Raw genomic sequence first — 13081 nt, forward strand, 5'->3', positions numbered from 1 at the left:
TACACGAACAACTGATATTCGATCTTGGGATATTAGTCAAGGTTAACGGCATGGCATCTATTTATTCATTTGAATATCAGATAATTATAAAAACACTACGCGAGGCCAGAATTAGAAATGGCATAACCCAGGAAAATCTGGCCAGGTCTTTAGGTCGACCTCAATCCTTTGTCGCTAAAATCGAGAATGGAGAACGCAGGCTCGATGTGGTTGAGTTTGTCCACATCGCACATTTGCTGTCCGTAGATCACACCGCTGTTTTAGAGAAAATAACTCTTAAAATACATAAAGATAAATTTAGATAACCAAAACCCGCCAACCATGAAATCCCATTTTGGGATAAATCAATAAGCGACGGATATTTGATCCTAAATTTTGTGGGATCAAATAAATGGCTTCCATTTACTCGGATGAATACCAACTTGTTATCAAGACATTACGTGAAACGCGTATTGCCAGAGGGATCACACAGGAGAGCTTAGCGCAGGCGCTGGAGCGCCCTCAATCATTTATCGCCAAGGTTGAGAATGGAGAAAGAAGGCTAGACGTTGTGGAATTTATTCACATTGCCCGCTTACTTTCACTGGAGCCAGTCAGCATCATTGCCAAAATCCCGACGAAACATAAACCTCTTGGCTGAGAACTGGGCTGCTCCGCAACAGGATAAACGCGGTGCAGGCTGTAACATTCCCCGGCGGACGCCGGGCACCCCCTATCACCAACGTGCAAATAGCATTCGCTGCTAAGGGTGGTATGCGGGGTAACCCGGCAGAAACAGGCGGCCCGATGGCATCGGGCCACAGAGTACAACGTGTAGGATAACCGTTTAAAAACAACGTTGAACGGCACTCACACTGATAAGACGATCAGGTACTATCGGGACATTCCTATAACAGCCCCTTATCGCCCCGGTGAACACATGCGCAGCTAACTGTCGGCAGGAGGGTATTTTTCCTGAGTATGCCGAAGCTGAGAACGTGGGGTGCGTGGGATTAACTGTCCCTGTTCGTCAAAATAGCGGCTCGGCCAAATCTCATAGGCCGGCACCCCTAGTGCCTCGGCAATCAGCAGTTCCCCTTTGGGCCACGGACGGATAAGCGCATTCCCCAGCGTTGAGGAATTCAACCCCGCTGCCCGCGACACGGCGGCCAACGTGGTCCCACGTTTGTGAAGCCTGGCAATGATGTCGGCAGAATGCCAGTCGATTTTAACCATTTTATTTACCTCATTCAAAGACTTGAAGTCCGACAAGGATAAGTGGATGCATAATATCTTTAGTAAGTCTAAAGATGATTCATCTTAAGGAATGCTAAAGATGATGTCAATATAACCAATAACAGGAAGAGTTATGGTGCCGAAGCGTCTGAAGGCAGCAAGAGAGCGTGCAGATATTTCACAGGAAGAACTGGCGATAGCCGCCGGGATTTCTGAGGATACGGGCTACTCAAGAATGTCACATTATGAGAATGGCAGGCACAGACCAAAATTTGAGCTGATATGCACGTTTGCCAAAATATTGGATGTGCCGGAAGGATACTTCTACACGCTGGATGACAGCTTTGCTGAAGCGATGCTTGAGCTGCATGCTGGCGAATTGGTTCAGTGGAGAAAAGACACATCTAATTAATTGAAAAAATTAGCGATCCCTATAAATACCGATCATCATCTTTATGAACTCTAAAGATAAATTTTATTGAGCAATGCTAAAGATCTCCGTGAAATCCTCATTGGGAACACGGCATGATCCCCAAAAGACTCAAAGAAGCACGCTTGCACGCTAAACTCACTCAGGAAAAACTGGGTGTACTGGCTGGGCTTGAAGAAGCTACGGCTTACTCACGCTTGTCTCATTATGAAAACGGTACGCACAAGCCGACCTTTGAGCTGGTGTGCGAGTTTGCTCGCGTACTGGACGTACCTGAGTGCTATTTCTATATAGTGGATGATCAGTTTGCGCAAGACGTGCTTGAGTTATTTCGCAGCAAGAGGAGTGGTTAGGATTAGGCTCTGTCTTTTAATTTGGCAATCAGCGGTTCTCAGCGTATAGCAGGTACTGGCTTTCATCAGTCAATAGAGCATGCTGGTCACCAGTAACGAGTTCAGCACCAGGCTCCCCCAGCTTGTATTCAACCCGACTTCCGCGCCTGCCTGGCTGGCGATAGTGGCTGACCAGTCAATAAACATACCTTGTCAGATCACGTGTAATCACGGGTGGCAACAATACAACCGCCTAAAACCCTTGTCGTACCGGCACTGACCGAGATTACAGTTCCCGCTCCAGCACCTTGAATTAACTGGCTGAAATAGTGTTACCCCTCCAACGCGCTGGTATCGCGGTTAGCGGATGTCCTGAAGTAATACGGTGAAGATAAAATTTACCATTCCAATTTTAGGCTACCGCTTAAACCGACTATAAAGAGTTTGCCATAAACATCGTGGTAGCAGAAAGGTCATCGGCACCCCGCCGTCATCGGAAAAATTGCAAGGGGCAACGTAAAATACATCTTCTGGTTAAATAAACGCTGAGTTATAGAAAAACAATTCCGCGATACTGTCTAAAAACCCGTATTAAGGATGGTGATATCCGTAATACGGGTTCATCAACTTTCACTTCGTCCCTCGCTGTGTTTTTTTGTCTTCTCCGGGCATACGCCATTCTGCACTGGAGGAACCTATGTCATCTCATCAGTTATTGCGTTTGAGACAAGTGGAAGAAAAAACTGGCCTTAAGCGCTCGCAAATCTATTTGTATATGAAGTACGGAACCTTTCCGGCCTCAATAAAGATTGGTCCTGCCAGCGTGGCCTGGCTCGAATCTGAAATTGACGAATGGATTAACTTCAAATTAGCCAACCGCTTAACGCGCTGATGGAGGATATCGTCTTATGATCCCCTCACTGAATTACGCGGTATTAACACATGCCCTTGCTGCGCTCAAGGACGGTAATTTTCATTATTGTGAAACGTTAGGATTCACATTTGACGAATTAAATGCCCTCAATCAGCTCTCCCTCGACGAACTGTTTATCGTCAGCCGGGCATCGGCGCAATTTATGGCGGTAACTGTCCGCCATGACGTCCTACAGCAGATTCTGGCGTTATCCCGCAAGGAAGCTCTGCGCCAACAGCAGATTAACCGGGCCATCCGGTTAGGAGGATCAATCGCTCTCTTGCACCACTTTTTTGGCCTCACTTCAAATGAGGTCTGCACTCGCCGCCGGTTGTTGGGTGTCATCATCCCTTATGGCCGCACGCCTATCCCCGATGAAGCCACTGATGCCGAAATTTGGCGGTTATGGCAGAAAAGCCGACCTGAAAACTTTGAAACGCCTGACGCGCTGGAAGTGATGATGCAGATCACCGAAGCGTTGTCCTCACGGAAAGAAGAGCCTTCGCTCACCGTTGTCTGGAACCGTATCACCCTTTGCGAAAAGGAAGCACCGAACAGGAGGACATCACATGCCAGATGAGATCGATCGCGATCAGGAATTTAATGAGCAACGTCTGGAAGAAATGATTGAACAGAATCGTTTTAAACCAGCCAGCACACCCTCATTACATTACTGCCATCTGTGCGGTGAGCCTATTCCCGAGAAACGACGGCAGACTCTGCCGGGCGTGACAACCTGCACAGAATGCCAGACTATTCTTGAGCGCCGCCAACGCTGATAATGTGTAAATATACGCGCAGAGAATAGTGTTTCTCTGTGCGTTACTTATTGTCTTAATAAATATCATGCTTATGATAAGCGTTAAAATACTAAGCAAAAAGCCGCCGCCATTATTACCTATCTGTATGGGCTCAGACTTGATATGAAGGTGTTTTTTGTTAGAACATGATTAAACCTGACAGTCGGCAATGAGCGAGTAGCGGAAGTAATAAGGGGGCGTGTTAACGATTTGATAGCAACTCATCTAAGTCGGCTCTTAACATTTAAAAAATTTAAGAGTAATCTTAGGTGTGAGGCACTATATTTACTAAGTCTATTCAGAATTTAAGGATAACTTCATGGCATTTAACCTCACCCGTATGACTGTTTATGCTCTTCTTTGTGCGCTAGAAGAAGATCTTCGCTCAATAGTAATAACTTATATTTTGAATCCAGAAAATATAGAAAAAAAACTTCCGGTTGAATTGTTAGAAAAAGCCAAGCGGAGACTTGAGAAGGACATTGGGACTGTAATAAATGGAGTTGAGCCGATTGATTTGGTTGAATACTTTGATTTAGGGGATACGTATCAAGTCATAAACTCAAATGGAAGGGATATTCCAGAGCATATATATAAATTCATAAAATCAATTACCAAAGATTTAGATGCTCTTGTCTTGATAAGAAATAGAGTCATGCACATCCGACCTTTGGATGTCGAGGATTATCCAACATTGGTTTCTATCTGCGATAAAATAAAAAAATCAGATATAAATTGCTGGAGTAACCTTGTAGATGTCACCGATAAAATAAACATTAACCCAAGCTTCTTATTTTCGATGGAAATAAAAAATTATGACGAAGAAATAAATAATCATAATTTGCCACTCCCAGATTTTGATGAAACGGGATTAATAGGAAGGCAAGATGATGTAAAAAAAATAAAACAACTATGTTATGGAGCCTTTCCTGTAATCTCTATTGTAGGTGAAGGAGGTGTCGGTAAAACCGCTTTAGCTCTTAAAGTTGCGTATGAAATACTTGAGGATGATAATAACCCTTTCGATGCAATCGTATGGGTGTCATCAAAAACAACACAGATAACAGTTAATGAAATCAAGGAGATAAAAGAGGCAATTTCTGATTCAATAGGTATAATTCAGGAAATATCAAATCAGATAATAGGTGTAAATACTAATCAGTCTAATTTTAATGAAATAATCGATTACCTAGCAACATTTAAAATAATTTTATTCATAGATAACCTCGAAACCATTCTTGATGATAATATACGAGAGTTTGTCGGTGCTCTTCCTCAAGGTAGTAAAATAGTAATAACTTCAAGAATAGGTCTTGGTGCATTCGAGTATCCGGTTAAATTGCAGGGTATCGAGGAGTCCCATGCCTCTCAATTAATGAGATTACTGTCAAAAATAAGAGGAGTTAGTTCACTTGAGAAGATTAATGAAAAAGTGTCGAGGAGTTATGTAAACCGGATGTCACGAAATCCGAGTTATATAAAATGGTTTGTAAGCTCCGTTCAAACAGGGCTTAGCCCCGAATCTGTTCTACAGAATTCTAATATGTTTCTCGACTTTTGCATGTCGAACGTCTATGAATATCTATCGGTAAATGCCCGAACACTTACAGCAGCATTGCAGTGCGCTCCGGGATTGAAAGATGTGCCTGAATTATCATATTTAACTGGATTTGACTCCCTTCAAACACATCAATCCATCCAAGAATTGATGTCTACAAATATGTTATCACAATCATCTAAAACAAAAGGTGCAAGTGTTAAAACCACCTACCAATTATCTGAACTTGCGAGGTTATACTTAGGTAAAAATCACAAACCATCTCAAACTTATCAAAGAAGCATTCATGAAAAAAGAAATAAACTAAACGCTCTTTTTGAAAAGCAGATGATGATGAGAAATGAAGACAAGTACAACCCTCTCAACATAAAGTTTAGAGATAAAACAGACAGGGTTATCGTTAAGATGCTAAGGGATGCCCAATCCTTTATAAGAAACGGTCATCATGACAAGGCTTTTGAATTACTTACGGAAGCCCACAAATTGTCCCCTGACTACTTTGAAGTAGCGCGTGTTATGGCCTATTTGCATCAGCAAAACGGTGCAATTAGTAACGCTCGAGAACAATATGAGTTAGCAATCGTCTTATCACCTGACACCCCGCAACTACACTATTGGTTTGCAAGATTTTTATTGCGTGAAGAAGATAATACAGATGATGCCTTGACCCAAATAAATCTTGCTCATGATTTGGATCCTAATTCGATTGAAGTTTCACTAACATTGTCTAGAGTATACATGTTCCAGCACAGATTTGATGAAGCTGAAAAAACACTTATGTTAATTGAACCAGATATTGAAAACTCAAGCGAGCATAACGTAAAAATATTTAAAGACACTCAAATTCAAATTGCCTATCGAAGAGCAGATGATTCCGCTCAAAAAGGAGAGTACTCTGATGCAATGTCTTTTCTTGAAGATATGCGTAACCTATTTGATGAACTTCCCGATTTTCATAAAGACATCCACATAAGAAAAAAACTATCAAAGTGTGATTTTTTGCTGAAGACAATATCCCGCAGTGCAGACCAGTTAATCATTCATAGAGCTGATATGTTTAGAACATGGCTCGAAAGGGAATGTGCTTAACTTCTTGGTAACTCAATGAGTGTACGGGCCAGATGTTATCTGGCCCGTTTTTTTCACGCTCTTGCATAAAACCTGATTAAATTATTATTTCGAAAACAATCGACGCGGGTTTTTAACAGTCAGAAGCAATCTTGACTTGCTCTCAGTAAACTAATATAACTCGATGTAAGTAACGTCCGCTCTGGCACAAAGCTATCTGTCAGATTAGGCAGTCCCCAAGCCAAAAACGTGCCATCTCAAACCCAAGCTAATACAATCCGCCACTCAAAATAATTACCCACTACACATTTTCTCTCTTATTTCCCGTTTGATTTTTCCATTTTCCCCCCGAATGAACTATTGCACGCTAACCCTGCCACCTTCCCCTGGCGAGCGTGATGGACGTGTAGTCGTCCGGGGCCGGTATTGCTCTTTAACAAGTTGGGTCGGGCTGTCACGTAACCACAATTCAGGGTGCCGCTGAATGTTCTCGCTGACCCGTTGAAACCGGAATGTAGAATCGGGATGTGACCTATCGGTTTACCTCATCACTCTTGTTGATTAAAGGAAACACCATGCGAAAACCTACCTATCACGTGTTTGTCACGCAGGAAAGCCCGCCCGATTCACGCGGAGAAAAAAACACATTCTGGACCAAGGTCGGCGTGGCCTTCGCCCATCACGGGAAACCTGGATTGAATATCGTCCTGACACCCGGCCTTGCCGTCTCCGGTAAGCTGGTGCTTCTCGAACCCCGGGATGACAGCGACACACCACCCGAGCCCGGCACGATGAGCGCCCAGCCGTAACGCACCTTTCCCCCGCCATCGGTCTGCCTGATGGCAATCTGTAACCTGAATGACGTCACCGAGGCAATCATGCTTTCCCCGACAGCGTTTCTGGCGGCGGCGATGCAGTGTGCCGCCAGCATTCACCCGTCCACCGCGTTTGATGTGGCGAAGGTGGAATCCGGCTTTAATCCTTACGCCATCGCTGAAATCGTGCCAAAGGACGAGAGAATGCCCGGCAGCTCCGGTGTTATTTCTCATCAGCCCACCCGCCATGACACGGCCGTCAGTATCATCAACCGGATAGAGGCCAGGGGTCGCCGCTATTCAGTCGGGCTGATGCAAATCACTAGCACCCATTTTCAGCATTACGGCGTGACGGCCCAGGCGTTGTTAGACCCGTGTACCAATCTGTCTGTTTTTGAGCGCATCCTTACCGACTGCTATCAGCGCGGCGGCACGCTGCAACGCGCACTCAGTTGCTACTACGCCGGTAATTTCACTGCTGGTCAGCAGCCCGAATCCGCCTTTAGCCAGACCAGCTATCTCCAGCGTATTGGCTATGCCGTCCCGTCAACGCAGGAAGACCGCACGCGTAGTCGCGCCAGCCAGGCCACGTCAGAGACTCATTATCCAGCCACCGTGCTGCGCGGTGAGCTTGCCGACACCACTACCCCGGTTTCGACCACCCTGCGCTACCCCAACGCCGTCCTTCGCGGCGATGTATCCCCCCTGTGACCCATGAGGAGAGATGACGATGCAAAAACGTAAATACTTACCTGCCTTTTTTCCCGCCTTCATTTCCACCCAAACGCTGGCGGCAGGCGGCGGATTTACCAAAGCCAACGACACGCTGAGTAACACGTCCACCGGCCTGCTGGGGTTGGCCGCCGTCACCATCACACTGGCCACCATGTGGGTGGGTTACAAGGTGCTGTTTGACGGTAAAAGCCTGCATGACATGCGCAACGTCATTATCGGGGCCATCCTGATCGTCGGGGCATCCGGCTTTGGCGCGTACTGGGCATCCTAGGGGAAAACCGATGACCACCCTGAATAAAGCGCTCACCCGGCCCGCTGCGATTATGGGCATCCCCCTCGTCCCGTTCGTTCTCGTCAGCGGGGCCATCGTCCTGCTGTCGGTTTATGTCCGCTATTACCTTGCGCTGTTGCTGATCCCGGCCTGGCTGGAAATGCGGGCGAAGGCCCGAGCCGATATCCATTATTTCGGGTTGTTGTGGCTGGCGTTTAAAACCCGTGGTCGGTTTGCCACGAATTGCTATTTCGGTGCGACGGCGATGCTGGCAAGCCAGTATGACGCCGTCGATATTTCGGAGTTTACCGACAAGATGAAATTAAACGCGCGCATCACGCTGGATAAATACATCCCTTACTCTTCCCACCTTCACCCGCACGTCATCAGAAACCGCCACGGTGATTTCGTCGCTTCTTGGGAGCTGGGCGGCACCGTGTTTGAATGTGAGGAGGAACATCACCTGACGCTGATGGCAAGCCATCTCAACAACCTGATCCGCTCGTATGAAGGGCTGCCGGTCACGTTCTATATTCACCGCATCCGGGAGACCTATCAGGATGCCTTCGAGGCAACCTCGGGTATTCCGTTTTCCGACGAGGTCGCGGCGCGCTATTACCGGGCACTCAAAGAGAAGCCGCTCTGGCGGCATCGGCTGTTTTTCACCGTCTGTTATGCGCCCTTCTCCGCGCTGGAGAAAAAGGCCATGAAGACACAGCCTGCCGGAAAAAGGCAGGCGGCGCTGGATGAGGCGCTGAGGGTCATGCTGGAGCACCATGCCGCACTCGGCAGCGTACTGTCACGCTATATGGCGACCCCTTTGGGAACCGTATGAGGAGAAAGGACGGGTCTACTCCTCGCAACTGGCGTTCTACCATCGCCTGATCACCGGCCAATGGCAGCCGGTGGCGGTGACACGTTCACCGTTTTACCTCACGCTCAGTACACCGGATGTAGTTTTTTACCACCGATACCGCCGAATGCCAGACCGTCGGCGGCTCCCGTTTCTTTCGCAGTCTGGAAATTAAGGACTATTCGCCGGAGACCGCGACCGGCCTGCTGGATGCGCTGTTGTATGCCGAAAGCGAGTACGTACTGACGCAGTCTTTCACCTGCATGGCGCGGGATGAAGCACAACACCATATCCGGCTGGCGGAAAAGCGGCTGAATGCGACCGACGATGACGCCCTGTCACAGCGTGAAGAGCTGGTTGTCTTGCGCGATCTGCTCCAGTCCGGGCATGTGTCCTGCGGCAAATACCATTTTTCCCTGCTGGTGTCCTCGGCCAGTGCCGATCAGGTGGTCAGGGAGACCCACGCGCTGGCCCAGCCGTTTACCGACCTCGGTATCATGACATCGCTGTCCACGCTGTCGTTGCCTGCTGCGTATCTGGCTCAACTGCCCGGCATGTATCCCTTTCGCCCCCGGCTGGTGGTGGTCAGCAGCCAGAATTACGCGGATCTGGGCAGCCTGCATAACTTTCACCCTCACAAGCGCAGCGGTAACCCGTGGGGCGATGCCATCGCCATTCTGACATCGCCTGGCGGCGGGGGTTATTACCTGAACCTGCACGACAGCCAGGTCGGGCGGGATGATTTCAACGAAAAAACGCCGGGGAATACCGCCATCATCGGCAAAACCGGCTCAGGGAAGACCTTGCTGATGACGATGATGCAACACCTGATGCAGAAGTACCGCCACCCGGCGACATTTTCCGCTGCGGCCCCCGGTAAACGGCTGACCACCGTTTACTTTGATAAAGACCGCGCCGCCGAGATGTCAATCCGCCAGATGGGCGGGCGTTACTTTCGCATCCGCACCGGTACGCCTGCCGGGTTCAACCCGTTTTCACTGACGCCAACCCGACGCAACATCAGCTTTATCAAGCAATTGGTCCGCATGTTGTGCCGTCGCAACGGCAAACCGCTCGACCCACGCGATGAAGCGCGCATCAGCGCCGCCGTGGATACTCTGATGCTGGACTACCCGCCGGGATTGCGCCGTTACGGTATAACCCGGCTGCTGGAGGTGTTGCCCGAACCGTCGACCCGCGAGGCCAGAACCAACGGGCTGCGCATCCGTCTGAAACAGTGGGCGCAGGGCGGCGAATTCGGCTGGATTTTCGATAACGCGGAAGACAGCTTTAACATCGGCGAGAGCGATAACATCGGCATCGATGGAACGGAGTTTCTGGATGACGACGACATACGCGGCCCGATCACCTTTTACCTGCTGTTCCGCGTCACCAGCCTGCTGGACGGTCGCCGGTTGGTGATGTTCATGGATGAATTCTGGAAATGGCTGGCGGATGTCGAGTTTTCTAAATTCTCCCTCAATATGCTCAAGGTGATCCGCAAACTGAACGGCATTTTTATCCCCGCCACCCAGTCCCCCGATGAAATTGTCAGGCACCCTATCGCGCCCGCGATTATTGAGCAGTGCAGCACGCAAATCTTTCTCGCCAATCCCAAAGCCAGCCGGGCGGATTACGTGGAGAAAATGAACGTCCCCGAAAGCGTGTATGACACCGTCCGTCGTCTGGATCCGGGCGAGCATTATATGGTCATCGTGAAAACACCGCTGCGCGCCGGTGAAACCCGGCCTTTTGTCGCCCTGGCAAGAATGGATTTATCGGGCCTCGGCAACCTCACCACAATCCTGAGCGGGAGCGAAGACAACCTGAAACGGTTTGATGCGCTTTATCAGGAGGGGATGTCCCCTCAGGACTGGAAAGCGGTCTTCCTTGAACAGGCCATCTGAGATTCACTTCGGAGGTAAATCACCATGCAAACCCGCTCTCTCTTTCTGGCGTTCTTGCTATGGCTGTCCGCACCGGCGATAAGCGCCGGCATCCCGGTGTTTGATGCCGTCAACAATACCGAGTCGATTAATCAATGGATGCAAAAACTCAAACAATGGCAGGAAACTGTTACCCACTATAAAGACGAGCTGGATGCCTATAAGCAGCAATTGGCGACTGCAACAGGGATACGGGATATTCAGGGGTTTCTCCGCGAGGCGAAAAAGCCTGAAAGACGATATCGACGCGCTTCGCAAGAACGGTATTTCACTGGATGACCTGCTGACCAATCCAGACGGTTCCTATTCTTCCGCGCTTCAGGGGTTATATAAAAAATACCAATCGTTTGATAGCTGTAATCCGTCCCGCTCATCCCTGCGTTATCAGGACAGTTGCAAACAGCTGTTACTCAATCAGGCACTGGCGATTGAGAATACCCGTGAGGTTCAGGACAGGGTTACGAGCACGTTGAACGACATCGCAGACCTGTCTGACCGCATCGCCAATGCCAAAGATTCGAAAGAGTCACAGGACCTGGCGAATGCCGTTGCGGCCAAAAGCGTGCAACTGAACGCCCTGACCAGCCAGTGGGAGATGTCTGTCCGGCAGACGGAGCAGCGGGCAACACTGCTGGAGCAGCAACGGCAAAATGCGTTCAATGAGCAGCAACTTGCCGCACCGGTTCCCGATTTTAATCATTGAGAGGGCAAGCATGAAAACGTCACTGTGCATTTTTTCGGTTATTTTGGGCGCATTTTGCCTAACAGGATGTGATAACCCCAAATCAACACAATGGTACAAAGCGCACCCGGATGAAATGAACCAGCGATATCAGGCGTGTGAATCATCCGGGGAAGACTCGCAGGATTGCAAAAATGCGCGAACAGCGCGATTCGAACTCCGTCAGGAAAAGGCCAAGGTTCCCAATTTGAACTAAAGGGGCAATCTATGTCGGGTGGTATGTTTGTTGGAATGAACAACACGATCACTGACGGCCTACAAGCCATACTGCGGGGGCAAACCTCCGTCTATGGCGATATGGTAAGTATCATCGCCGTCAGTTCCTTCACTGTATTTGTCACTTATCGGGGTTATCAAACCCTGGCCGGAAAACGCCAAACGCCCGTCGAAGATGTCATGTGGGATATAGGGCGAATGTTATTAATCATGACATTCGTTTTAAATCTCGATGGCTGGCTGAATTTAGCCATTGCGGCCATTAACGGCTTAAAAGACGGCGTCAGTGGTGATGATAATGTCTGGTCATTGCTCGATACCGTCTGGGAGAAAGCACAGACCATTGGGCAAAAACTTTATCAACAGGATGATTCCGCCTATGTAAAGCTCAACGGCGGTATTGCCGAAATTCTGGTCTGGGGCGGTGTTATTGTCACACTGCTTTTTGGCGCTACGGTTAACCTGTTAGCCGAAATCATCATTGTATTAATGACGACGACCGCGCCATTATTTATTTTCTGCCTGTTGTATGGGTTCCTGACTCCGATGTTTAACAACTGGCTGAAAATTATTTTTACGGTCATCCTTACAATGATGTTTTCGGCTTTATCCATCAGGATCGTCATTAATTACCTCAATGGTATTTTAGATAAGGCGGTTAATTTTGCCGACAGCGCCAATATCATTACGCTTGGTGTTCAGTGTTGTGTTGCGGGCGTTATTTCCGGCGTCATTATTTGGTTTTCAGCGAAAATTGCCGGTGCATTAGGCGGTGTCGCCGTTCAGGCTGCCTTGCAGGGTGCGGCCATGAGCGGCTTACGCGGTCTGGCGAACACGTCGTCTGAGGCGGCAAAACCGGCGATGAAGACCGGCGCGGCGACGGCCCGACTGGCCGCCAAAGGCAGCCATGCCGCCGGGACACTTATCGCCAAAGGCACCGGCAACGCCATCTCCGCCTGGCAAAAGCGCGCCGCCGCCATTGAGAGTATGAAGCGCCTTAACCAACAGCGTCCTCGCTAATTTCTTTCTCACTATCCAACTCGTCACAGGGTGCCGAGGCAATCGCCGTCGGTACGGTATATCTGTATCCGTTAACAAGGGCTTTCCATGAAATCCAGCATTGTCTTTCTGATGCTGTGCATCCTCACGGGCTGCGCAGGGCATCAACACGACCTCCCGCCGGTATC

At 48.8% G+C, this 13081-nt stretch carries 14 protein-coding genes and 2 pseudogenes; 15 read left to right on the forward strand and 1 reads right to left on the reverse strand.

What is annotated here, in order from left to right:
• Positions 1–50: 50 nt before the first annotated feature.
• Together DXX3274_RS14445 and DXX3274_RS14450 are read left to right on the forward strand one after the other, a co-directional pair.
• Entirely contained in the window at positions 51–305 is a 255-nt protein-coding gene (locus tag DXX3274_RS14445) for a helix-turn-helix domain-containing protein (RefSeq protein ID WP_042860373.1), read from the forward strand.
• 86 nt (positions 306–391) lie between these two features.
• The gene (locus tag DXX3274_RS14450; RefSeq protein WP_042860375.1) at positions 392–640 is read left to right on the forward strand and encodes a helix-turn-helix domain-containing protein; all 249 of its coding nucleotides are present in this window, start codon (positions 392–394) and stop codon (positions 638–640) included.
• A 287-nt stretch (positions 641–927) separates the two neighbouring features.
• Here the strand turns inward: DXX3274_RS14450 and DXX3274_RS14455 are convergent, their stop codons facing one another.
• Complete coding sequence (locus DXX3274_RS14455; RefSeq protein ID WP_042860376.1) at positions 928–1215, reverse strand: helix-turn-helix transcriptional regulator; 288 nt, start codon at positions 1213–1215, stop codon at positions 928–930.
• A gap of 133 nt (positions 1216–1348) precedes the next feature.
• On the opposite strand from DXX3274_RS14455, the gene DXX3274_RS14460 reads away from it, so the two are divergent.
• The 13 genes and pseudogenes from DXX3274_RS14460 (at position 1349) to DXX3274_RS14515 (ending at position 12914) form a co-directional block, all read left to right on the forward strand.
• Positions 1349–1627, forward strand: a complete 279-nt coding sequence (locus DXX3274_RS14460) for a helix-turn-helix domain-containing protein (RefSeq protein WP_042860377.1) — start codon at positions 1349–1351, stop codon at positions 1625–1627.
• Between the two features lie 113 nt (positions 1628–1740).
• Positions 1741–1998 carry a helix-turn-helix transcriptional regulator gene (locus DXX3274_RS14465; RefSeq protein ID WP_012769229.1) on the forward strand — a complete coding sequence of 86 codons (258 nt, stop codon included), beginning with the start codon at positions 1741–1743 and terminating at the stop codon, positions 1996–1998.
• A gap of 676 nt (positions 1999–2674) precedes the next feature.
• Positions 2675–2869 (forward strand): AlpA family transcriptional regulator, encoded by a 195-nt coding sequence (locus DXX3274_RS14470; RefSeq protein ID WP_042860379.1) that lies wholly within the window; start codon positions 2675–2677, stop codon positions 2867–2869.
• 16 nt (positions 2870–2885) lie between these two features.
• The gene (locus DXX3274_RS14475; protein ID WP_042860380.1) at positions 2886–3470 is read left to right on the forward strand and encodes a DUF2857 domain-containing protein; all 585 of its coding nucleotides are present in this window, start codon (positions 2886–2888) and stop codon (positions 3468–3470) included.
• Entirely contained in the window at positions 3460–3669 is a 210-nt protein-coding gene (locus DXX3274_RS14480; RefSeq protein WP_042860382.1) for a TraR/DksA family transcriptional regulator, read from the forward strand. The genes DXX3274_RS14475 and DXX3274_RS14480 overlap by 11 nt, the downstream gene beginning before the upstream one ends.
• A 340-nt stretch (positions 3670–4009) precedes the next feature.
• Positions 4010–6337: a M48 family metallopeptidase gene (locus DXX3274_RS14485; RefSeq protein WP_042860383.1), complete on the forward strand. Its 2328-nt coding sequence runs from the start codon at positions 4010–4012 to the stop codon at positions 6335–6337.
• 554 nt (positions 6338–6891) lie between these two features.
• Positions 6892–7125, forward strand: coding sequence for a hypothetical protein (locus DXX3274_RS14490; protein ID WP_042860384.1), 234 nt, complete (start codon positions 6892–6894; stop codon positions 7123–7125).
• Between the two features lie 69 nt (positions 7126–7194).
• A complete protein-coding gene (locus DXX3274_RS14495; protein WP_042860386.1) occupies positions 7195–7842 on the forward strand; it encodes a lytic transglycosylase domain-containing protein in 648 nt (215 codons plus the stop codon).
• Between the two features lie 13 nt (positions 7843–7855).
• Complete coding sequence (locus DXX3274_RS14500) at positions 7856–8137, forward strand: TrbC/VirB2 family protein (protein ID WP_371206783.1); 282 nt, start codon at positions 7856–7858, stop codon at positions 8135–8137.
• A 10-nt stretch (positions 8138–8147) separates the two neighbouring features.
• A pseudogene (locus DXX3274_RS14505) lies at positions 8148–10897 on the forward strand (VirB3 family type IV secretion system protein).
• A 24-nt stretch (positions 10898–10921) separates the two neighbouring features.
• Positions 10922–11639 (forward strand): annotated as a pseudogene (locus DXX3274_RS14510) (type IV secretion system protein).
• A 10-nt stretch (positions 11640–11649) separates the two neighbouring features.
• A complete protein-coding gene (locus DXX3274_RS22950; protein ID WP_071603964.1) occupies positions 11650–11874 on the forward strand; it encodes an EexN family lipoprotein in 225 nt (74 codons plus the stop codon).
• An 11-nt stretch (positions 11875–11885) separates the two neighbouring features.
• On the forward strand, positions 11886–12914 hold the full coding sequence (locus tag DXX3274_RS14515) for a type IV secretion system protein (protein WP_042860388.1): 1029 nt from the start codon (positions 11886–11888) through the stop codon (positions 12912–12914).
• Positions 12915–13081: the final 167 nt, after the last annotated feature.

It is taken from the genome of Dickeya sp. NCPPB 3274 (assembly GCF_000406205.1).
GTDB lineage: Bacteria > Pseudomonadota > Gammaproteobacteria > Enterobacterales > Enterobacteriaceae > Dickeya > Dickeya fangzhongdai.